Annotated in this window: 16 protein-coding genes and 1 pseudogene; 1 reads left to right on the top strand and 16 read right to left on the bottom strand. The window is 56.5% G+C overall.

Annotated elements, in window-relative coordinates:
• Window positions 1-25 precede the first annotated feature (25 nt).
• The 4 genes from PLU01S_RS02820 to PLU01S_RS02805 form a co-directional block, all read right to left on the bottom strand.
• Window positions 26-379 (bottom strand): rhodanese-like domain-containing protein, encoded by a 354-nt coding sequence (locus PLU01S_RS02820; protein ID WP_074821913.1) that lies wholly within the window; start codon window positions 377-379, stop codon window positions 26-28.
• A 36-nt stretch (window positions 380-415) separates the two neighbouring features.
• The gene (gene chrA / locus PLU01S_RS02815) at window positions 416-1,765 is read right to left on the bottom strand and encodes a chromate efflux transporter (RefSeq protein ID WP_074821910.1); all 1,350 of its coding nucleotides are present in this window, start codon (window positions 1,763-1,765) and stop codon (window positions 416-418) included.
• Window positions 1,766-1,824: 59 nt separating this feature from the next.
• A complete protein-coding gene (dmeF, locus tag PLU01S_RS02810) occupies window positions 1,825-2,775 on the bottom strand; it encodes a CDF family Co(II)/Ni(II) efflux transporter DmeF (protein WP_074821907.1) in 951 nt (316 codons plus the stop codon).
• A 132-nt stretch (window positions 2,776-2,907) separates the two neighbouring features.
• Complete coding sequence (locus tag PLU01S_RS02805; RefSeq protein WP_139208690.1) at window positions 2,908-4,194, bottom strand: alanine/glycine:cation symporter family protein; 1,287 nt, start codon at window positions 4,192-4,194, stop codon at window positions 2,908-2,910.
• 334 nt (window positions 4,195-4,528) lie between these two features.
• Between PLU01S_RS02805 and PLU01S_RS02800 the strand changes: the two genes are divergently transcribed.
• Window positions 4,529-5,152, top strand: a complete 624-nt coding sequence (locus PLU01S_RS02800; protein WP_074821900.1) for a hypothetical protein — start codon at window positions 4,529-4,531, stop codon at window positions 5,150-5,152.
• Between the two features lie 57 nt (window positions 5,153-5,209).
• Here the strand turns inward: PLU01S_RS02800 and PLU01S_RS02795 are convergent, their stop codons facing one another.
• The 12 genes and pseudogenes from PLU01S_RS02795 to amaB all read right to left on the bottom strand — a co-directional run bounded on the left by PLU01S_RS02795 (window position 5,210) and on the right by amaB (window position 21,806).
• Window positions 5,210-6,142: a glycoside hydrolase family 5 protein gene (locus PLU01S_RS02795; protein WP_233432110.1), complete on the bottom strand. Its 933-nt coding sequence runs from the start codon at window positions 6,140-6,142 to the stop codon at window positions 5,210-5,212.
• A 787-nt stretch (window positions 6,143-6,929) separates the two neighbouring features.
• Window positions 6,930-7,988, bottom strand: a pseudogene (locus PLU01S_RS02785) (glycoside hydrolase family 5 protein); the annotation flags it as partial.
• 507 nt (window positions 7,989-8,495) lie between these two features.
• Complete coding sequence (locus PLU01S_RS02780) at window positions 8,496-10,241, bottom strand: glycoside hydrolase family 5 protein (protein WP_083397820.1); 1,746 nt, start codon at window positions 10,239-10,241, stop codon at window positions 8,496-8,498.
• A gap of 813 nt (window positions 10,242-11,054) precedes the next feature.
• On the bottom strand, window positions 11,055-11,816 hold the full coding sequence (locus tag PLU01S_RS02775; protein ID WP_074821886.1) for an SDR family oxidoreductase: 762 nt from the start codon (window positions 11,814-11,816) through the stop codon (window positions 11,055-11,057).
• A gap of 734 nt (window positions 11,817-12,550) precedes the next feature.
• Complete coding sequence (gene lhpI, locus PLU01S_RS02770; protein ID WP_074821884.1) at window positions 12,551-13,483, bottom strand: bifunctional Delta(1)-pyrroline-2-carboxylate/Delta(1)-piperideine-2-carboxylate reductase; 933 nt, start codon at window positions 13,481-13,483, stop codon at window positions 12,551-12,553.
• A 90-nt stretch (window positions 13,484-13,573) separates the two neighbouring features.
• Window positions 13,574-14,290 (bottom strand): ABC transporter ATP-binding protein, encoded by a 717-nt coding sequence (locus tag PLU01S_RS02765; RefSeq protein WP_074821881.1) that lies wholly within the window; start codon window positions 14,288-14,290, stop codon window positions 13,574-13,576.
• Window positions 14,287-15,162: an ATP-binding cassette domain-containing protein gene (locus tag PLU01S_RS02760; protein WP_074821877.1), complete on the bottom strand. Its 876-nt coding sequence runs from the start codon at window positions 15,160-15,162 to the stop codon at window positions 14,287-14,289. Before PLU01S_RS02760 ends, PLU01S_RS02765 begins: the two co-directional genes overlap by 4 nt.
• The gene (gene livM, locus PLU01S_RS02755; protein ID WP_074821874.1) at window positions 15,159-16,436 is read right to left on the bottom strand and encodes a high-affinity branched-chain amino acid ABC transporter permease LivM; all 1,278 of its coding nucleotides are present in this window, start codon (window positions 16,434-16,436) and stop codon (window positions 15,159-15,161) included. Before livM ends, PLU01S_RS02760 begins: the two co-directional genes overlap by 4 nt.
• Window positions 16,437-16,440: 4 nt before the next feature.
• Window positions 16,441-17,355 (bottom strand): ABC transporter permease subunit, encoded by a 915-nt coding sequence (locus PLU01S_RS02750; RefSeq protein WP_010795894.1) that lies wholly within the window; start codon window positions 17,353-17,355, stop codon window positions 16,441-16,443.
• A gap of 99 nt (window positions 17,356-17,454) precedes the next feature.
• Window positions 17,455-18,576 (bottom strand): branched-chain amino acid ABC transporter substrate-binding protein, encoded by a 1,122-nt coding sequence (locus PLU01S_RS02745; RefSeq protein ID WP_010795895.1) that lies wholly within the window; start codon window positions 18,574-18,576, stop codon window positions 17,455-17,457.
• Window positions 18,577-18,855: 279 nt separating this feature from the next.
• Window positions 18,856-20,136 carry an L-pipecolate oxidase gene (amaA, locus tag PLU01S_RS02740; RefSeq protein WP_074821872.1) on the bottom strand — a complete coding sequence of 427 codons (1,281 nt, stop codon included), beginning with the start codon at window positions 20,134-20,136 and terminating at the stop codon, window positions 18,856-18,858.
• A 179-nt stretch (window positions 20,137-20,315) separates the two neighbouring features.
• The gene (gene amaB, locus PLU01S_RS02735; RefSeq protein WP_074821869.1) at window positions 20,316-21,806 is read right to left on the bottom strand and encodes an L-piperidine-6-carboxylate dehydrogenase; all 1,491 of its coding nucleotides are present in this window, start codon (window positions 21,804-21,806) and stop codon (window positions 20,316-20,318) included.
• Between the last annotated feature and the right edge of the window lie 140 nt (window positions 21,807-21,946).

The raw sequence follows: 21,946 nt of genomic DNA, 5'->3' as shown, positions 1-21,946 counted from the left end.
GCCCTGCGTTTTTATTGCTCGTTGATCAGTCTTTCTGGGTATTGCAGGCCGCAAGGCCTCCCTCGATGGAGACGACTTGGGTGTATCCCATGCGTTGCAGGCTTTCGGCGGCCAACGCTCCCCGGTTACCGCCACCGCAATAGCAGACGATCAGTGTGGCCTTGCTGGCTGCCAGCTCGCCGATGTGCATTTCAAGAATCCCCCGGCTCATGTGGGTCGCGCCGTCCAGGTGCCCCCGTTCGAACTCGTCCCGCTCCCGAACGTCCAGAAGCAGCGCGCCCTGATCGACCAGTTGCTCGGCTTCAACGGGCGAAACCTGTCGAATACGAGACTTGGCGTCGGCTGCAAGTTTGAGAAAATCGTCTGAATGGTTAGCCATAGTGCATCCTCTCTTCTGCAGCCAAGCTGCTCCTTGTCACATGAATACGACGTGCATTAACAACCCTACTGTTGCACAGGCTAGCAGCACTTCCATAACTGTGCGCTTGAACCGGAAGAGCGCTATCGCTGCCAGGAGTGTGATCAGAGCGGAGAGTAGGTCGAACGATCCGCTCAAGCCCTGCGGCCAGAATACGTGGTAGCCGAAGAACAAGGCCAGATTCAGGATTACGCCGACGACCGCCGCGGTAATGGCGGTGAGCGGAGCTGTGAAGCCCACCACATTATGGGTGGACTCCACCAGAGGCCCGCCGGCCAGAATGAAAAGAAACGAAGGCAGAAAGGTAAACCAGGTCACCAGCACGGCAGCCAATGCCCCGGCGGCAAACATGTGCTCGCTCCCTAACGCCGCCAGCCCATATCCGCCTAAAAACGCGACAAACGCCACCACCATGATCAATGGTCCGGGTGTGGTTTCACCCAGGGCAAGACCATCGATCATCTGGCTTGGGCTCAGCCAGCCGTAGTGTGTGACGGCACCCTGATATACATAGGGCAATACCGCATAGGCACCGCCAAAGGTCAGCAGTGCAGCCTTGGTAAAAAACCAGCCCATCTGGGTGAAGGTATGAGTCCAGCCAAACAGATAGACCAAGGTCAGCATCGGCACGATCCAGAGAAATATCCCCATGATTAACAGTTGCGCCAGCCGCGACCAGCGAAAACGGGCATGCGCTGGCGGTGGCGTGTCATCATCGATCAGCGCGGGTCCGAACGAAGCCGCCTGATTGGCATGCCCTCCCCCTACCCTGAACCGCTCCGGAGCGTACCTGCCTCCAATAAAGCCAATAACCGCCGCAGACAGTACGATCAGGGGAAACGGCACGTTGAAGGCAAACAAGGCGATGAACGAAGCCGCTGCAATGGCCCAGAGCCAATGGTTCTTCAAGGTACGTGTTCCGATGCGATGGGCGGCCTGCACAACAATGGCGGTCACCGCTGGCTTGATGCCGTAAAAGATACCTGCCACAACTGGAGCGTTGCCCCAGGCCAAATAGATCCATGACAGGGCGATCAGGATAAGCAGCGAAGGCAATATAAAGAGCGCTCCGGCGATAACCCCACCCCAGGTCCGGTGCATCAACCAGCCAATATAGGTCGCCAACTGTTGGGCTTCAGGTCCGGGCAGTACCATGCAGTAGTTGAGCGCATGGAGAAAGCGTCGCTCGGAAATCCAGCGCCGACGCTCCACCAGCTCCTGATGCATGATTGCTATCTGCCCAGCCGGTCCGCCAAAGCTGATAAAGCCCAGCTTGAGCCAGAATAGAAACGCCTGAAACAGGCCTACCGGGGCAGGAAGCGACAAGCGAGGCTCGGAAGAAGGCATGTTGAATCCTGTCGTTGACCAAGACCCGGTTATATCACTTGCCGCTGTCGCCTACCTCCTCAGCGTACCGGACAGATCCCGTCTCTGTTGATCTCAACCGTGATGTGGACAAGCTCTTCATGGACGGAAAGCTGCTGTTTGAAGTCTTCAGGCGAGGCATCACTGGTCGTGGCGATGCTGACGATGCAGGCGTACTTGCCCTTGCCTACCTTCCAGACATGCAGATCACAGATCTGGGCCTCGATAGGGCTCTCTGCGATCACATCCCTGACCTCCTGTACCACCGGATCGTCCATCTGCGCATCCAGCAGCACACGCCCGGTTTGCTTGATGAGCCCAACGGCCCAGATGGCGACCAGTATGCCGCCTACGATTCCCATGACCGGGTCGAGCCAGCTGGCCCCCCAAAGCATGCCGCCAATCAGCGCGACGATAGCCAGGACGGAGGTTGCCGCATCAGTAATAACATGGATGTAGGCCGAACGCAGATTCAGGTCCTGATGCTCACCGTGGCCATGATGATGATCGTGACCATGGCCATGATCATGCCCGTGAGAATCCTTGAGTAGCCACGCACACACCAGATTGACCAGCAATCCCAGAATGGCGATGGCGATGGCCTGCGTATAGTGAATCGGAGCAGGTGTCACGAGCCTGATCACGGATTCATACAGCATCAACAGAGCGATGCCTATCAGCGCCAGTGCACTGGTATAGCCAGCCAGCACCTCCATTTTCCACGTTCCAAAGGCAAAGCGAGCGTCGGTCGCATACCGTCTGGCCGCCGCATAGGCGAACAGCGAAAGCCCCAGCGCCAGCACGTGGGAACTCATATGCCAGCCATCCGCCAGCAGTGCCATGGAGTTGAAGGCCCAGCCGCCCGCAATCTCGACCACCATCATGATGGCAGTAAAAATCACGGCGCGGCGGGTCTTCTTTTCCGCCAGCGGGTTTCCCTCGTTGAAGACGTGCGGGTGAGAACAGGAATGCTCAAGCGAAGATCGGGACATCGGAATGCTCTATCCAGAAAGGCCAGGAAAACAGCGCTATCGTTTGGACCACAGCATCGCGATTTTCACCCATTTTTCCAGGTCCGGGCCTCGCGAGCCTCAATGAAAAGGCTCGCAGTAGCGAGCCTTCGTTTATTTGCTGGCGAAGTATTCTCGCGTCAGCCGGAGCACCACCGGACTGAGCAACAGCAGCGAGATCAGGTTAGGAATGGCCATCAGACCATTGAGCGTATCGGCCAGCAGCCAGGCGAAGTCCAACTGTGCAATCGCCCCAAAGGGAACAGCCAGTACGAAGATGATGCGGAACGGCAGAATGGTCTTGGTGCCGGCAAGAAACTCCCAGCAGCGCTCGCAGTAATAGCTCCACCCCAGGATGGTGGTAAAGGCGAATACCACCAGGGCGATGGTCAGGATGATGCCGCCAAAACCGGGCAGCGCCGTCTCGAAGGCCGCCGCTGACAAGGCCGCCCCACTCTGCCCGCTCGTCCAGACGCCGGAGCAGATAATGGCAAGACCCGTCATGGTGCAGATGATTAGGGTATCGATAAACGTTCCGAGCATACCGATCATGCCTGAGCGTACGGCGCTGTTGGTCGTACCGGCTGCCTGGGCGATACCGGCGGTGCCCAACCCGGCTTCGTTGGAGAAGACGCCACGCGCTACCCCGAAGCGAATGGCAGCCATGACCGCCGCCCCTGCGAAGCCGCCCGTCGCCGCCGCCGGCGTGAAGGCATGGGTGAAGACCAGGCTGAGCGCATGAGGAATTTCGGACGCATGGGTCACCAGCACGGCAATGGCTGCGATGATATAGCCTATGCACATGGCAGGGACCAGGGACGAGGCGACCGCCCCGATCCGCTTAATACCGCCCAGGATCACGAGCCCCACAACCACCATCGTCACGACACCGGTCAGCCACAGGGGCACGGAAAAGGTTGTCTCCAGGGCCTGCGCCATACTGTTGACCTGCACCATGTTGCCGATACCGAACCCGGCCAACCCACCGAACAGGGCAAAGGCGCCGCCTAGCCAGGCCCAGCGCTTGCCCAGGCCGTTGCGGATGGCATACATCGGGCCGCCGACATGCTCGCCGCGCTCGTCCTTTTCACGAAAATGCACAGCCAATACTACTTCGGCATATTTGGTAGCCATACCAACCAATGCCGTACACCACATCCAGAACAGCGCGCCGGGGCCACCCAGGAAGATCGCGGTAGCAACACCCGCGATGTTGCCGGTTCCCACGGTGGCAGCCAGGCAGGTCATCAAGGCCTGGAAAGGGCTGATCTCACCGCTTTCGTCGTCATCCTTGTTCCGGCCCTGCCACAACAGGCGAAAGCCGGTGCCCAGTCTTACGATCGGCATCAGTTTGAGGCGTAGCATCAGATAAAGACCCGCGCACAGGATCAGTACCAGCATGGGCACGCCCCAGACAAGGCCATTGAGGTCGTTGACCAGGGTATGGAGAAATTGCACGTAGAACTCCTTACATTCATTCAACGCCAGGAAACGGGCGCTGAGCCATGAGGTCTAGCCAATGAGCGTCGCGCGCTGGAAACCACGCCAGGAAAGCCGAGTACAACTCAGCGGGAAGAAACGTCTGTGCGGTGCTCAATGAGGCTAGCAATAATGCGGCACCCCGGATCAATGGGTTAAACGTCATCCGGAGCGTGGACGGATGCTAGCACGTGTCTTTCGGAACGGGTCGGAAATTAGCACGTCCGCCGCCCTCTCTTCATACCAGGAGCACGCCATGCCGCTTTCCGCTGAAGTCCGCTGGTTTTGGCCCGCACTGCCGGGTACTGATCTGATCGACTGGTTTCACCGGTCCGATCTGTGGGATCAGCCACCGGGAGGCGGAATACGCAAGATGCACCACTACCTCAGGGACGCCAGTCAATCCGACCTCGGTATCAAAACCCGTGGAGACTCAACCGTTGAGGTAAAGGGGCTGGTCATACCTGACTGGCATACTCTGGACGTCTCGCCGTTTAGGGGGCCTGTCGAGTTATGGCATAAATGGCATTCCGAGGCCTTGACGCTGACACCGCATCCTACGGTTGCCGTTCAGAAGCAACGCTGGCTTCGCCTGTTTACGGTCGAGCAGGCCGCTCTGCGTGAAATCGCATTGGATGAAAACGAATCCCCTTACGAAGCCATGCCGTCCGCAGGCTGTACCGTAGAACTGACTCAACTCTGGGTTGATGGCCATACGGCCGGCTGGACGCTGGGGCTTGAGGCCTTTGGTGATCGGCACGTTCTAGCAGCACATTTGAACGCGGTGGCAGCCTACCTGGGTACTCGCTGCCCACCGAGATGGTCCGAGGCTACACGCAACCATTATCCCGGCTGGCTGAAGCAGCAGGTGGAGCCTTGACGTTATCAACAGCCGGGCCCTCCAAACGCCCGGCTGTATAGTCTCGTTGAAGCGGTTTTACCGACCCGGACCGATTGCGGTACAGCTGGTGTCGTTCAGATGCTTTCTCAATGTGGGCCACTGCGGACGGCTTTGTCCATTGATAGGCTCGACGGACAGACTGTAATTACCCCAACCCGGACCGGCGGCCCAGTAGGTGGCCGGTACGCAATGCTGCTTGAGGTAGGTCAGCATGTTGTCCATGACCACATTCCAGCGGGAATCGTTATCCGGTACGCCAAACTCTCCAATAAAGCCCTTCTTGTTGTTCTGCTTGAGCCACTCCACAAAGGGCTTCACCCGATTGACGCCAGCCTGAGCAGACAAACTGTCAGCGCTCAGCTGGGTGTAGGAACCACCGCCATCGGCGTCGAAATAGACGTGCGCCTCATAGATCAACTTGTTGACAGGATCCTTCAAGTCCTTGAGAGAGTCGCTCCACACCGGCCACCGTTCGGCGCTGGCCCAGGCATTGCCTTCCACAAAGATCAGGTGAGCCTTGTCAGCCTGCCGGATCCCGTTGATGGCGTACTGCGCCGCTGTAGGCCAGTACGCCACGGCGCCGTTGGGCTCATTCATGATGTCGTAGCCATAAATGGCCGGGTGGCTACCCCACTTCTGAGCGATCCGGTTCCAGACATTCTCGAAGCGATAATACGGTACGCTGCTCGTACCGATGATATGGCCGCGATAGCGCGCATAATTATGCAGATCCAGAATGACCCGGATGTTGTATTTGTGGGCATAGTCCAGTGAACGGGAAATCAGTGAGGCGTAGGTCTGATCGAGGGAATATCCCAGCCCCGGCTGAAGCCGCTCCCACAGAATGGGAAAGCGGACCAGCCCTATTCCTCTTGCACTCCAGTTCTTGAAGGTCTCTTCCTTGGCAAAGATATAGTTCTTCTCATTAATACCCGGCAACACCGTACCTGCAAACTCGGCACCTGCCATATTAAGTCCAACGAGATTAACCTGCTCGGCCTGTACTGTTGTACTTCCCAGAGCCAGTAACGCACATATTGAAAGTGCCTTAGATACGCCTCGCGTTATACCAAAATGTTGGGTTACAGATAAAAAACTCATATTCACCAAATTGCCAGTAACTTTTTTACGCGCGAACAATGCCCTGACTCAAAAGAGCCATATAAAAAAGTCCCAATTGACCGGCTATATTATTTTAGCCGACGGTTATTTCATCCTTACGATGAACTTCCCGACCTCAACCCTGAGTGATGGAAGTATTTGCCAGCTAATCATCGAGCTGGCGACAACAATGAACGGCCTAAAAAGCCGCCATTGAGGGCATGCGTATCGGTGAACAGGCATTGCCCGCACAGTCGAAACGCAACTATTTGCCAATACCAGGAATGGCGAATAATGAACGGGGTATGAAAACGCCCGCCGAGAGGTATCGCATGGCATCGAAAACGCAGGATCGTTCAGTGCCTGCCACGCCTTTTACAGCACGTTGGCTGACCCGATAAATACCTTGCGCAGGCCAATATCGATACAGGAACCGGTCCTGGGAAAACCCAGCCAGCATGCGGCCTTTAGCCATCATCCGGGTCGTGTTAACCGGGGGACGCAACCATAAGCGTTTGCGCTGTGATCAGGGCGACCGCTCGTCGAGAGAAGGGAAATTTATCTACTGGATCAAGGATTTAGATCTGAACCCAAAAGGGCCCGACAGCAAAAAGCCCGGACCAGTAGGCCGGGCTTTTTCGAACCGTCATTATTTAAGCGGACCGTATGCGGTGCAGCTGGTAGTGTTAATGTACTTCTTCAGCGTCGGCCACTGCGGGCGCTCCACACCGTTGACAGGCTCAACAGCCAGGCTATAGCTGCCCCAGCCCGGACCTGCGGCCCAGTAGGTTGCCGGTATGCAGTTCTGCTTCAGGTAGGCCAGCATGTTGTCGACCAGGATATTCCAGCGCGGATTGTTATCCGGTACGCCGAACTCGCCGATCATGCCTTGCTTGCCGTTCTTCTTCAGCCACTCCACGAAGGGCCTCACACGCTCGACGCCATAATTCACGTCCAGCTTGTTTACATCAACGGTTTCGTAGGTGCCGCCAGCGTTTTCATCGAAGTAACTATGGGCTTCGAAGATAATCTTGTTGGACGGGTCTTTCAGACTCAACAGGGAGTCGTTCCACTGGGCCCAGCGTGTCGCTTCGGCCCAGCCGTTACCCTCTATCAGGATAGGCCTTACCTTATCGACTGCCCGGACGCCATTGATCCCGTACTGAGCAGCAGTAGGCCAATATGCCAATGCACCGTTGGGTTCGTTCATGATGTCGTAGGCATACAGTGACGATTGCCCACTCCAACGCTGAGCGATGCGGGTCATCACGTTCTGATAACTGCTGTACGGGACGCCGCTCGTACCAATGATCTGGCCGCGATAACGCGCATAGTTATGCAGATCCAGAATGACCTTCACGTTGTATTTCTGCGCATACGCAAAGGTCTGGTCGATCAAGCCTGCATAGGTTGCGTCCAGATTGCCATTGAGCGTTGGCTGCAAGCGCTCCCACAGGATTGGAAAGCGAATCAGCTTGATGCCCCTTGCGCTCCACTGCTGGAAATAGGACTCGGTTGGAAAGATGTAGTTAGTACCGTTCACGCCAGGCAAAACCTGTCCGGCAAAATCGGCACCGGACATATTGAGACCGACGAGATCAACCGGCTCAGCCTGGACAACCGAGCTGAACAACGCTCCTGCTGCCAGCACAGGCAGCACTTTTTTCAAGACACGAACAGACCTGATTGCATTCAGGACGGACAGAGATTTCATTAAGCTCACCATTACTGCTAGTGATGTTCAAGGCGCAGAAAGCCAGCCCCTGGATCGGGGAAGTCGACAAGATAAATCTGGCGTACGCCGTGAACCGGCCATGGGTGGCCGAGCCGAGTGTCATCCTTACGATGAAACTTTCCGGCACTCAGTCCTGAGCTGTGGAAAGTATTTGCCAGCGCGAACAGCCGCTGACGATAGCAACAGACAATCTAAAAAATTGCCCTGCCAGGCGGGTGTGATACAGCGGTACAACGCTGCTTCGTTACACCCTGGATGCCAATACCTGATGGCGAAATAACCGCTGGGGCCGCGTTGTAAGCAGCTTCAAGTGTTGAGAAAGCTGTCAGTTTTCCAGCGTTGACCCTTACTATTCAATGTCCATGCCAAACACTGCAATTTGGCCTGAGGCACCGCCTTATCAACGCCAAAAAATACTTGGGCTGAAGAATCGAGCCCTATAAAAAACGGGGACTTAAACGTCCCCGTTCTGTGTTCCCGGATCGGTTACTGGCTAACTACCGTCAGCGCGTTTGGATAACCAACGGCGGAACCGTTGAGAAGCGTCGGGGTGTCCAGGAAAACACTCATGTTGCTACCCACCATCTGTACTGACTTGATCTTGTAGACCTGCCCATTGGCCAACCGTACCGAAGCACCGGTCTTGAAGGCTGACGTGTTGGCTGTCGTTGCCGGAAGCGAAATCGCAGCCGCCTTGCGCATGACACCGTTCAGCCAATCAGTATTGGTGAAATTGTTCATCGTACTGGTCGCAACAACGGCCGGAGCGGTTGGCGCAGGCGTCGGTGCGGGTGCAGTCGGGGCTGGCGTCGGCGCAGGGGTAGTCGCCCCCGTACCTGCCGCGTCCGCCACGGTCAGCTTGTTCGGGTAACCCACAACGGCACCATCCAGTGCCGAGCTGTTTACCCAGACGCTCATGTTGCTACCCACTACCTGAACGGACGAGATTTTGGTTACGAGGCCATTCGCCAGACGTACCGAAGTACCTATCTTGAATGCTGCCGTGTTGCCTGATGTCGCCGCTACGGAGAAGCCTGCTGCCTTTCTGTATACACCGTTGAGCCAGTCTGCATTGGTAAAGTTGTTGATAGCGCTCGAATAGCCTGTGCTGGTTGAAGGCACGGTGGGTGTCGGAGCCGGAGTAGGCGTCGTCGCAACCGGTGCCGTGAACGGGCCAATCGCTGTACAGGTAGTGTTATCAATGTACTTCTTCAGGGTCGGCCACTGAGGACGATCCTGCCCATTGATCGGCTCGACCGACAGAAAGTAGCTGCCCCAGCCTGGACCTGCAGCCCAGTACGTAGCAGGAATACAGTTCTGCTTCAAATAAGCCAGCATGTTGTCCATGAGCAGATTCCAGCGCGGATTGTTATCCGGTACACCGAACTCGCCGATCATGCCCCTCTTGCCATTCTTCTTCAGCCACTCCACGAACGGCTTCACACGCTCGACGCCGTAGTTGGCGTCCAGCTTGTTCACGTCGATGGCGGTGTAGTTACCACCGGCATCCTCGTCGAAATACGAGTGCGCCTGGAAGATCAGGTTGTTGGACGGATCCTTCAGGTTCAGCAGGGAATCGTTCCACCATGGCCAACGGGTCGCTTCGGACCAGCCGTTACCTTCGATCATGATCGGCTTGACCTTGTCCACCGAACGAACGCCATTGATGCCGTACTGAGCCATGATGGGCCACTGGGTCATCGAATCATGCGGCTCGTTCATGATGTCATAAGCATACAGGGACGGCTGGCCGCTCCAGCGCTGGGCGATCAGGGTCATGATCTGCTGGTAGTGGTTGTAGCTCACGTTACCCGTACCAATGATGGTGCCGCGATACATGGTGTAGTTATGCAGGTCCAGGATGATCTTCATACCGTATTTGTTGGCATAGCCGAACGTACGGTCGATCAGCGCGGTATAGGTAGGGTCCAGTGCGCCACCCAGGGTCGGCTGCAGGCGCTCCCAGATGATGGGAAAGCGGATCAGCTTGATACCCTTGGCGTTCCACTGCTGGAAATAGGATTCAACCGGGAAAATGTAGTTGGTACCGTCGATACCTGGCAATACCTGGGCAGCAAAGCCTGCACCTGACAGGTTTAAACCTACCAGATCAACCTGTTCTGCATGAACAGCAGGGCTGGCCAAGGCTACGGCAGCAGCCAACGGAAGAACTTTCTTAAAAAAACGGGTGGAACTGATTTTATTTAAAACAAAAGAAGCAGAAGTTTTCATCTATTCACCAAACTGCTAGTGTTTTTTAGCACGAGCGTTTCCATAGCCCATTATTAAAGGGCTGGCGCAACAGTCGCGTTTCACGTTGAGTTGTATCTAGGCCGAGCCAATAACTGGCACGGGATTAACTTCATCCTTCCGAATGAACTTCCCTGCACTCAACCCTGAGCTATGGAAAGTATTTGCCGGTCAAAACCAGCAGCAACAATAAACAGCGTACTAAACCGTTATTGTCGGGCATTGCACTCTTATGAACTTTTTGCAAAATGCGAAAAGTTCAGTCGGCAATGAAATGCCAATACCAGGAATGGCGATGAAAACATTCTTCTTTAAACTAATTAACTGTGCCTTATTAATAATTATTAAACTTAATAAGGCTTCAAAAGTTGAATGTTCCCGGTGACCCTAACGCGGCGTCACGTCAGTACTTATTCAAGGGGCGTGCCAATTACCAAGAAACAGGCCAGCCAAAGCGATGACCGTTCGTCGCCCGTTTAATTGAGCGCCTCAAGGAAGGGGTTTAGCGAGGAGATGGAAGAAAAGAAGATAACCGGTTACTAAGGCCATTGAGCCGCAACCCATGATGGCATTATGGTTATTCCTGACGCTATTACTGCGTCATCATTCTGGCATTCTGCTCCTATGTGTCAGAATGCTGACTCCTTGCCAGCATGAGACGAAAAGCTCTTTCAAAAAGACCTTGAGCGTATAAGCTCTCAAGCATGGGACACGCCAATAAGCGGCGCTATATCGTTTCAGCTGTATCGACAGCTATCGTAGACGGCAGAGACATACTCTGCCGTCATTATGCTGTCACTCGCTTCGATGAATATTGAACCCGTTCCAGGCTTGGCAGGTCGCCATAAGCTCGATCCGATTGATATTGACATGCTTGGGCTGGTTCAAAGCCCAATGGATCGACTCGGCGATATCATCCGGTGTCAGTGGGTCAGTTCCGGCATATACGGCGTCGGCTTTGCTCTTGTCGCCACCAAAGCGCACCACGGAGAACTCAGTCTCGGAAAGCCCCGGCTCGATGTTGGTCACACGGACGCCTGTGCCCTGCAGATCGCAGCGCAGGTTCAAGGTAAACTGTTTGACGAACGCCTTGGTAGCGCCATAGACATGGCTACCCGGGTACGGCCAGTTACCGGCAACCGAGCCCAGATTGACGATGCCAGCGCCCGCACCGTAAGCAATCAGTCTGGGTAATAACAAGCGCGTGCAATACAGGACACCCTTGATATTGGTATCGACCATGGTGTCCCAATCATCCAGATCGCACTGCTGAGCAGGTGTAGTACCTAAGGCCAGCCCCGCATTATTGACCAGACCACGCAGGGTCGAAAACGCTTCAGGCAACCCGTTGACTGCCGCCTCGACAGCTGCACGATCCCGAACGTCCAGCACAATCGGATGCACCTTGGTGTGCGCGGAAAGCTCTTCTGCTAACGCGCTCAGGCGATCCTCGCGACGGCCAGTAATGATCAGGGACCACCCATCCTTGGCAAAGCGGCGCGCAGTAGCCGCGCCAAAGCCGGATGTTGCGCCGGTAATGAACAAAGTCGAAGTCATCGATGCAGCTCCTTGAAGTCGAAAGGAAATACCCGGAGAGTAACGCACTCTTTGTCGCTTGAGGCGGTACAGTTATAGCGAAACAGCTCTAAAATCAGCTATTGGCATCCTGGTTGTTTTTTGATCGACCTCTCAAGAGCCAGACAGTATAAGGGCTGTGTACAACCATTCAGATGTTATTCACAGGCTTACTCGCGTTAACCGTGCATAACGTTGAACCCAGCGATTTCTGCATGAAAAACCTGGCGTAGCGACCCTAGGAGCGTGGATAAACGGACGTACTCCAGCGTTGATCATTTTTTGAGCATGCCTCTAGAGAGACGGTGGTACATGGCGTCTGGCCATGTACCCCAAGGTTATACACAACCTTGCTCGCCGAAAACGTGTATAAAACCAGCATCCTGCATTTGAAAATAACCGCTCATTTTTTAACCAATTCTCGCTAGGCCTTGCCACATGCGGCTTGCGTGGAGTCTTCCAAATGTTATCAACAGGCTTGCTCATATTATTAGTGGGTATGTTGATAACTATCTGAGGTTGGTTACTACTACCCTCTGTACGATTGATCAAAAAGTAACCATCTATCTGTAAGCCTTATATTTTAAGGGCAGCAGACAGGTATCCTAGGGTTATCCACAAGGTGCTCCACGTGTAACGTGGGTAAGTCAGGACCTTGGCCCAATAGAGCAGACTTTAACTGCTAAAACATGGCGCTAAAGGGTGTTGTTCACAGGTCACATGTTATGCAGTAGGTACTGCGCAGCTAGCAGATCTTCTACCGCATAGCCTACGGATTTGAACAAGGTAATTTCCTGGTCATCGCTGCGTACGCCATCCCCTTGCAGAACGTGCCTCAATTCTGTGTTGAGATCGCTTTCCTGGATCACGCCATCACCAAGCGCGAACAGTAAATCGCCTGCCTCCTCCAAAGCACCCTCGCGGGTATCCACTACGATGCGTGCCCGCGCAACGGCTGCTGAATCGGTCTCACGCATAGAGGGAAGAAAGGCACCGACCAGGTCCAGGTGGCAGCCGGGGTTGAGCCACTCGCCCAACACCAGCGGCTCTCGAGAGGTGGTAACACACGTAACCACATCGGCATGCCCTACGCTCTGCGCCAGGTTATCGCTTGCTGAAACCGGATAGCCCTCCCCCTGCAGGCGCTCAGCAAAGGCTTTGGCCTTGCTGTAGTCACGCCCCCAGATTTCGATCCGGCTGTAATCACGCACAGCCGTATGGGCACGCACCATGTGGGCAGCTAGCGTTCCCGTACCTACGATGGTCAGGCTCAACGCATCCCGCCGGGCCAGATAGTCAGCCGCCAACGCCGATGTGCAGGCGGTACGCCGAGCCGTCAGTTCCGAGGCTTCCATCAAGGCCAAGGGCTGGCCTGTCACATCATCAAACAAGGCAAACACCGCCGCAACCGAAGGCAGATCGCGTTGGCTATTTTCCGGAAACACAGTCACCAGCTTGACGCCAATGCCCTGCCCTTTCTGCCAGACCGGCATGTTCAACAGCGATGCCTGTCCCTCGGGTAGCGCGTAAGCCTGCCGGTTGGGTGCAGTGCCAGGGTGGGCCAAGCCACTGCGAAGCGCATCGATCAGCCCGGCATAATCCAGAACAGCGGCCACCTCAGCATTGGTGAAAAAGCGGATGGATGACATGGGAACTCCCCTGTTGGAAACACATACTCGACGGCACGCGGCAACGGCCTGCGTCAGTACCATGGAGCCTGACGCAGGCTGAACGGCGGCTTAATGGCCGCCCAGGTAGGCTTCGCGCACCTGAGGATCAGCCAGCAGTTCCTGGCCGCTGCCCGTCATGCGGATCTCTCCCGTCACCATGACATAAGCCCGGTTCGATAACCGGAGCGCATGGTTGGCATTCTGCTCGACCAGAAAGATCGTCATGCCGGACTGCGCAAGCTCACGCAGGATCTGGAAGATCTGCTTCACCACGATAGGCGCAAGTCCCAGGCTTGGTTCATCAAGCAGCAGCAGCTTGGGTCGGCTCATGAGGGCCCGGGCAATAGCCAACATCTGCTGTTCGCCTCCAGACATAGTCATGGCCCGCTGGTTACGCCGCTCCTTGAGACGCGGAAACAGCTCGAACATACGCTGCATGTCCTCGTCCACATGCTTGGTACCGATGGGGATGGTGCCCATCAGCAGGTTCTCTTCCACACTCATGTCAGGAAAGACGTGCCGCCCTTCCGGTGATTGCGCGATACCGTTGGAGGCAACGAAATGGGCGCTTTTCTGGGTAATTTCCTCGCCTCGGTAGATGATCTGTCCGTTACGCGCCCGCGGCTGTCCAAAGATGGACATGAGCAACGTGGATTTGCCCGCCCCGTTGGCACCGATCAGGCTGACCGTTTCGCCCTCATTGATGTGCAGGGAGACGCCCTTGAGCGCCTGGATCGGCCCGTAGAACACGTCGACGTTTTTGAATTCCAGCAAGGGCGTAGTCATGCCACCTCCTCCTCATCCGCGCCAAGGTAGGCGGCAATGACCTTCGGATTATTCTTGATCTCATCCGGCAGGCCCTGGGCAATCACATTGCCGTGGTCCAGCACGACGATATGATCGGAAATGCTCATGACCATGCCCATGTCGTGCTCGATCAAGAGCACAGTGATCCTGTGCTCATCACGCAGATGCCGAATGATGGCCGACAGCTTCTCGGTCTCGGCAGGGTTAAGACCCGCAGCAGGCTCATCCAGACAGATCAGTTCCGGTCGGGTGCACATGGCACGCGCAATCTCCAGACGGCGCTGCTGACCGTAGGACATTTCCCCAGCAAGGCGGTTGGCGCACTCGGTCAGCCCCACCACCTCCAGCCAGTAAAAGGCTACATCGAGTGCCTTTTCCTCTGCCCGACGAAAACCCGGCGTATTGAAGACGCCCGCCAGCAGGTTGCGGTTGATCCACATGTGCTGGGCTACCAGCAGATTCTCGACCACGGACATTTCCTTGAACAGGCGAATATTCTGGAACGTCCGCGCAAGGCCGGCACGGTTCACCAGGTGCGTCCCGCCAAACATCTTGTACCAGAGGCGACTGCCGAACTGGGCAGGGTTGACGAAATCGGTGGGCTGAAACGGCTCCCCCATGATTCTGCCCACGTCCGTTTCGCGCCCGTCAGCGTTGCTTAACACGATACGGCCATCGGTGGCCTTGTAGAATCCGGTCAGGCAGTTGAAGACTGTAGTTTTGCCCGCCCCGTTGGGACCGATCAGGGCAGTAATGGAATGGCGGCGAATGCTGAAGGCCACATCGGAAAGCGCCTTGATCCCGCCGAAACGCATGCCCAATCCGTCAACGGTAAGAATGTTGTCGCTCATGGCGCTACTCCCTTGCGAATCGCGAATCCACTGCGGCTGATGCGGATCAACCCGCGTGGGCGCCACATCATCATCACGACCATCAACACACCAAACACGAGCATGCGGATGTCGCCGAACTCACGCAGCACCTCGAACAGCAGCGTCATGACAAAGGCCGAAATGACCACCCCGACGGTCGAGCCAAGCCCGCCGAGCACCACAATGGCCAGCACCAGAACGGACTCGAAAAAGTTGAATGACGCCGGATTGATAAACCCTTGGTAGGTAGCGAAAAACACCCCAGCAATCCCGGCCGTGGACGCACCGATCATGAAGGCGGAAAGCTTGACCAGAACATGGTTAAGGCCCATGGCGCGGCAGGCGATTTCGTCCTCGCGCAGCGCTTCCCAGGCGCGGCCAATGGGCATGCGGGTAAGACGATGCTTGATGTAAAGCACCAGTAGCACGATGAGAAACAGCACGCTGTAGATGAAAATCATAGTGGCGTTGGGGTTGTAGGAGATGCCCAGCAGCTCATGGAGAGGCACGCCACCTTCCTTGGCCCGCCGACCGAACTCAATACCAAAGAATGTCGGCGACGGTGCCGAAATTCCATTAGGGCCGTTGGTGAACTCCAGCCAGTTGTTGAGCACCAGACGGATGATTTCACCAAAGCCCAGGGTCACGATGGCGAGGTAGTCGCCGTGCATCCTGAGCACCGGAAAGCCAAGAATTGCCCCGGCCACCGCAGCCATGACTGCAGCAAGGGGAATCATCGTCCAGAAGCCCAACCCCAGGTATTGGTAACCCAGCGCCAGCCCATAGGCACCGATGGCATAAAAACCGACATAGCCCAGGTCCAGAAGACCGGCGAGCCCGACCACGATGTTCAGCCCCAGGCCAAGCAGCACGTAGATCATGCACAGGATGACCACGGTCAGCCAGTACTTGGTGGCCAGGAAGGGAAAGATCAGCGCGACCAGAATCACGACAGGCAGGATGTACCGCAGATTCGACTTGTGTCCGGGCGGCAGCACATGCACGCCCCCATCGTTGCGCTTGAACGACTCGATCCAGGTACGTCCCCTGGACGTCTGGCCGAACAGGCTGAGCAGAAAACGCCCCGCCATCACCACCGCCACCATGATGCCGACGCGCTGAGGCTCCAGGTTGAAGCCATAACCGTCGAGCACAATACCTACGATAGGCCCGAACAGGATGAGCGAGACCAGCCCGACCATGAAGGTATCACGCAGGATGACCTTGAAATCGAAGGAAGAAGTCTGGGTCATAACATCACACCTTTGCCACGTGCGGCTTTCCAAGCAGCCCCTGGGGCCGGAAGATCAGAATCAGCACCAGTAACGAGAAGCTGAAGACATCCTTGTAGTCGCTGTTTACAAGACCCGCGAATTGCGCCTCCGACACGCCCAGAATGATGCCGCCCAGCATGGCGCCCGGCAACGAGCCGATGCCGCCTAACACCGCCGCAGTAAACGCCTTGATACCAATGATGAAGCCGGCGTAGAAGTCGAACGTGCCGTAGTTCATGGTAATCAGTACACCGGCCAACGCCGCCATCGCAGCACCGATGATGAACACGTAAGAGATCACCCGGTCGGTGTTGATGCCCAGAATCTGCGCCATCTTGCGATCCTGCTGGGTCGCGCGACACATGCGGCCCAATGTGGTCTTCTGGATCACATAGGTCAAAAGGCCCATGCCCACAATGGACGCGACGATGATGAAGATCTTGGTATAGGTGATGATGACGAAGCCTTCACCGATATGCAGGCGCAGCGCCCCATCGAGCAGCGTTGGTACCCCTTGTTGGCGGGCGCCCTGTGCCAACTGCACATAGTTCTGCAGGATCAGCGACATGCCGATGGCCGAGATCAGCGGCGCAAGGCGAGTGGAGTTACGCAGCGGTTTGTAGGCGATTCGTTCGATTGCCCAACCATAAAGACTGGTCACCACTACACAGAATATAAGCGTGCCCAGGATCAGCACAGGAAAGGAATGCAGGCCGAAAAAGCTCAACAGGGCAATACCGATGGCCGCCAGATAGGCAGACACCATGTACACATCGCCGTGAGCGAAGTTGATCATGCCAATGATGCCGTACACCATCGTGTAACCGATGGCGATCAGCCCGTATACCGAGCCCAGGGTCAGGCCGTTGATGAGTTGTTGCAGGAAGATACCGTCCACGATGTCATTCTCGCGCAAGCGGTTGAGTAAAGACGCGCCAGGACATCACCTCCGGCTTGGTCAGCCGGAGGTGAAAGACGCATGAACGCAGAAAGGGAATCAGGGCAACTGGTTGTATTTGCCTTTATCGTCCCACTCGTACATTACGTAGTCGGAGACTTTGAGGTCGCCCTTGCCATCCCAGGACTTTTCACCCAGAACGGTAGGAACGGTATGACTCTTGAGCCATTCGGAGGCGGCTTCGCCATCCGTGCTGCCGGCGCCCTTGAAGGCAGCCGCCACGGCTTGCAAAGAGGCATAGGAATACAGCGTGTAGCCTTCCGGCTCATAACCCGAGGCGCGCAGCTTATCGACTACGCTTTTACCGGCCGGGCTTTTCAGCGGATCGGCACCAAAGGTCATCAACACCCCCTTGGTATATTGCGGGCCACCGGCGGTCGTTACCATGTCAGCCGAGACGATGCCATCACCTGAAACAAATTTGGCGTTTACGCCCTGCTCTCGCATCTGGCGGACCAGCGGGCCGGCTTCGGGGTGCAGACCGCCAAAGTAGACGACCTCGGCCCCAGAGGAGCGAATCTTGGTTACCAGGGAGTTGAAGTCCTTCTCACCGCGCGTCAGGCCTTCATAAAGCACTTCCTTCACGCCGCGCTTGGCCAGCTGAGCTTTCATGGCATCCGCCAGGCCCTGGCCGTAAGCATCCTTGTCATGGATAACAGCTACCTTTTTCGCCTTTAACGTATCCACGATGTAGTTGGCTGCCACGACCCCTTGCTGGTCATCACGGCCACACATACGGAATACGCCTGCCAGACCGCGCTCGGTGATTTGTGGATTGGTTGATCCAGGCGTGATGGAGATTATTCCTGCTTCATCGTAAATCTCTGACGCTGGCAGCGTATTGGAGGAGCAGAAGTGGCCGATCACCGCCTTGACTCCCTCGGAATCGACCAACCGGTTAGCCACCGCTACCGCTTGTTTGGGCTCACAGGCATCGTCGCCCTGTACCAGTTTGATCTTTTCACCATTGATACCACCCGTGGCGTTAATGTCCTCAGCCGCCAGTGTTGCACCTTTCCAGAACTGCTCTCCGTAAGCGGCGTTAGCGCCAGTAAAGGGACCTGCAACACCGATGATGATATCGGCCTGAGCCAAAGCGGAAAACGAAAGAGCTGAGCCAATTGCGAGAGCCAGAATGCCTTTTCTGTAAATCGTCGACATGGGAGATTTGCTCCAAAGGGTTAGGTTGGCCCTCTCCAGACAGCAATCCACATGCCAGCGCTCTGATATCGTTAAAAATCTTCAAAATCATAGGTTTTTGTGAAAAATCAGAGAATTTTGTAAGAAATCGGCGAAATGCTCCGCCAGCCTGCGACTAAAGCAGCGCTTGCCTATGTATAAGGTCACTCACGAAGCATCGTTCAGGACAGCGAAACGGCCTAGATGCACTGTCCTGATCTTGTCATCCTCACCTCTTGCACCAATAAGTAACACTACGAGTTACACCACAATTCGCAAACACTGCCCCGCGTGATAAAGACTAAAACCGGCTTCGTAGAGCGGGCTTCGCCATTGCCCTACCGGGTTGTGATCCCAGGGGACAAAGGGCATCGGTAGCACTTCGCTGTCACCGCTGCACAAGTAATGGGCAAAGGCCTTGCCTACAACGGTACCGGTCGTTACACCGCGCCCGTTATAACCGGTCATGGCGAGCAAACCGGGTGCCGGTTCGAACAGGCGCATCAGATGATCAGGCGTAAACGCGATGCATCCTGTCCAGGTGCATTCCCACTCGACCTTGCCAAGCGCAGGGAAATAATGCTGCTGAATGCGATCAGCCCAGGCCTCGATGAACCAGCCCGGACGGCTCGCCATATTGCCCAGGCTGCCCAGCAACAGGCGTCCCGCTGCATCGCGCCGGATACTGCTGAGCACCGTGCGGGTATCCCAGGAGCCCTGCGCGCCGGGCAGGATAAAATCGGCTTCAGGCCCCAGCGGCCTGGAGGCGACCTGATAGTAATACCCCGGAAAGAAATGATTGCGCAGGGTAGTCCACTCGCCTTCGGTATAGGCGTTGGAAGCGATAAGCACCTGCTCGGCCAGCACGGCCCCTTGCCTCGTCACGACGCACCACTGTGAGCCCTGACGCTCAAGGCGAGTAACCGGTGACTGCTGATGGAGCTGAACGCCCTGCGCTAATGCCGCGCGGGCCAGCCCAAGGCTGTAGCCCATCGGGTTGATCGTGCCGGCACGGCGATCCAGCAGCGCGCCGGAGACATGCGCCGTGCCACAGGCCTCGATGCAGGCAGTACCGGTCAGCAATTCAACCGGTGCGCCTCGCCGTTGCCACTGCTCGGCGCGGCGTTGCAGGTCAGCAAGGCCCTTGCCGTTATGCGCCATGTGCAGTGTGCCCTGGTGCTGCGCCTGGCAATCGATGCCGTGGCGCTCGATCAGGGAGAAGACCTCATAGGGTGCGTTCCCCATGACCTTGAGCAGCTTTTCCCCTACCGCGGGCCCAAGCGTAGCGACCGCCTCGTCCGGTGGAATCCACATACCGGCATTGACCAGCCCGACGTTACGGCCGGAACCGCCATGCCCCACTTCATAGGCTTCTATGATCGCCACTCGCTTGCCCTGTTCCGCCAGATGCAACGCAGCCGAAAGCCCCGTAATGCCTGCACCGATGATGCAGACATCAGCCCTGGATTCGCCTTTCAAGGGTGGTGCATTGAGGGTATTAGGTGACAGGGTTTCCCACAGACATTGCTGGCGGAGCGGCATAGGTATTCCTTCACACAATGACGATATGAACCGTTAACCTTGAGGGTGAGGGTTTCGATAGATATTGTCAGGGCCCAACCCATCCTACGAGACCGTACCGGCAGTCCCGCATCAACACCCTACAAAACTACCCGGTAGGGTAGATTGAGCGCAGCGATACCCATCACTTAAATCCCACCTCAATCAAACACGATCCCTTGCGCCAATGGCAGCTCGCGGGAGTAGTTCACCGTGTTGGTCTGGCGACGCATGTAGCTCTTCCAGGCATCGGAGCCGGACTCGCGGCCGCCGCCGGTTTCCTTCTCTCCGCCAAAGGCCCCTCCAATCTCGGCGCCGCTCGGGCCGATATTCACGTTGGCGATGCCGCAATCACTGCCCACCGCAGACAGGAAAGACTCGGCCTCGCGAATGTCCGTCGTGAAGATGCAGGACGACAAGCCTTGCGGCACCGCATTATTCATGGCGATGGCCTCGTTGAATTCACGGTAAGTCATCACGTACAGGATCGGTGCAAAGGTTTCAGTCTGAACCGACTCACTCTGCTCGGGCATCTCGACGATAGCCGGAGAGACGTAATAACCGTTCGGGTACTGATCCGCCAACTGACGCTCACCACCAAAGACCACACCGCCCTCACCCTTGGCCTGCTCCAGGATGCCCTGCATGGCCTGAAAGCTCTGTGCATCGATCAGCGGGCCGACCAGATTGCCTTCCAGCGGATGGCCGATACGCACCTTGGCATAGGCAGACTTCAAGCGTGTCACCAATTCATCCTTGATGGATTCATGGGCAATCAAGCGGCGCAGTGTGGTGCACCGTTGACCGGCCGTACCCACAGCGCTGAACAGGATGGCGCGAACTGCCATGTCCAGATCGGCACTGGGCCCAACGATCATGGCATTGTTGCCGCCCAGCTCCAGCAGCGAACGGCCAAAGCGAGCCGCCACACGTGGCCCCACTTCACGACCCATACGGGTGCTGCCGGTGGCGCTGACCAAGGCCACGCGTGGATCATCCACCAGCGCTTCACCGCTGGCTCGGTCCCCTACAATGACCTGGCTCAGGTAGTCCGGTGCATCGCCAAAGGCTTTGACGGCACGCTCAAACAGCGCCTGACAGGCCAATGCCGTCAGCGGCGTTTTTTCCGAAGGCTTCCATACCACGGAGTTACCGCAGACGATGGCCAGGGCGGTGTTCCATGACCAGACCGCCACCGGGAAATTGAACGCACTGATCACGCCCACGACGCCCAGCGGGTGCCAGGTTTCACGCATGTGGTGACCGGGACGCTCGGAAGCGATCGTCAGGCCATACAGCTGGCGGGACAGGCCGACGGCGAAGTCGCAGATATCGATCATTTCCTGCACTTCACCCAGCCCCTCCTGCGTGATCTTGCCCGCTTCCCAGGACACCAGCTCGCCCAGGTCGGCCTTGTGCTTGCGCAGCTCTTCGCCCAGCAGGCGGACCAACTCACCGCGACGTGGCGCTGGTACAGCACGCCAGGCCTGGAAAGCCTTGTCGGCCCGGGTGATCTTTTGCTCCACCTCGGCGGCGCTTTCCAGCGTGACAGCGCCAAGCCGGCTGCCGTCGATAGGCGTAAACACGGCATGGTTGCCGTTCTGGTAAAGGCTTGGTTCAACGCCGAGGCGGCTGAGCAGTGCATCAATCATGGCTGGCTCCTTAGGTCATTATGGGCTCAGTATTAGCTGGGAAGCGGCTGCTCAACAAACGACCTTTGCTCGGTTTATCATTCCTTTTTTTCATGAACGTTCTGCACGCAGCCTTAAATCTGCGCGCCGACTCAGGTTGG

The organism is Pseudomonas luteola NBRC 103146 (assembly GCF_002091675.1).
GTDB classification, from domain to species: domain Bacteria; phylum Pseudomonadota; class Gammaproteobacteria; order Pseudomonadales; family Pseudomonadaceae; genus Chryseomonas; species Chryseomonas luteola.
The sequence above is the reverse complement of the archived record's forward strand: the minus strand, read 5'-3'. Positions and strand labels throughout refer to the sequence as shown.

What these genes read in the sequence shown, in the direction of transcription:
- PLU01S_RS02760 (WP_074821877.1), bottom strand. Translation starts at nt 15,162, where the DNA reads ATGAGCGACAACATTCTTACCGTTGACGGATTGGGCATGCGTTTCGGC.
- PLU01S_RS02795 (WP_233432110.1), bottom strand. Translation starts at nt 6,142, where the DNA reads ATGGCAGGTGCCGAGTTTGCAGGTACGGTGTTGCCGGGTATTAATGAG.
- lhpI (WP_074821884.1), bottom strand. Translation starts at nt 13,483, where the DNA reads ATGTCATCCATCCGCTTTTTCACCAATGCTGAGGTGGCCGCTGTTCTG.
- livM (WP_074821874.1), bottom strand. Translation starts at nt 16,436, where the DNA reads ATGACCCAGACTTCTTCCTTCGATTTCAAGGTCATCCTGCGTGATACC.
- PLU01S_RS02805 (WP_139208690.1), bottom strand. Translation starts at nt 4,194, where the DNA reads ATGCTGGTACTGATCCTGTGCGCGGGTCTTTATCTGATGCTACGCCTC.
- amaA (WP_074821872.1), bottom strand. Translation starts at nt 20,136, where the DNA reads ATGCCGCTCCGCCAGCAATGTCTGTGGGAAACCCTGTCACCTAATACC.
- PLU01S_RS02820 (WP_074821913.1), bottom strand. Translation starts at nt 379, where the DNA reads ATGGCTAACCATTCAGACGATTTTCTCAAACTTGCAGCCGACGCCAAG.
- PLU01S_RS02800 (WP_074821900.1), top strand. Translation starts at nt 4,529, where the DNA reads ATGCCGCTTTCCGCTGAAGTCCGCTGGTTTTGGCCCGCACTGCCGGGT.
- PLU01S_RS02745 (WP_010795895.1), bottom strand. Translation starts at nt 18,576, where the DNA reads ATGTCGACGATTTACAGAAAAGGCATTCTGGCTCTCGCAATTGGCTCA.
- PLU01S_RS02775 (WP_074821886.1), bottom strand. Translation starts at nt 11,816, where the DNA reads ATGACTTCGACTTTGTTCATTACCGGCGCAACATCCGGCTTTGGCGCG.
- dmeF (WP_074821907.1), bottom strand. Translation starts at nt 2,775, where the DNA reads ATGTCCCGATCTTCGCTTGAGCATTCCTGTTCTCACCCGCACGTCTTC.
- amaB (WP_074821869.1), bottom strand. Translation starts at nt 21,806, where the DNA reads ATGATTGATGCACTGCTCAGCCGCCTCGGCGTTGAACCAAGCCTTTAC.
- PLU01S_RS02765 (WP_074821881.1), bottom strand. Translation starts at nt 14,290, where the DNA reads ATGACTACGCCCTTGCTGGAATTCAAAAACGTCGACGTGTTCTACGGG.
- PLU01S_RS02780 (WP_083397820.1), bottom strand. Translation starts at nt 10,241, where the DNA reads ATGAAAACTTCTGCTTCTTTTGTTTTAAATAAAATCAGTTCCACCCGT.
- chrA (WP_074821910.1), bottom strand. Translation starts at nt 1,765, where the DNA reads ATGCCTTCTTCCGAGCCTCGCTTGTCGCTTCCTGCCCCGGTAGGCCTG.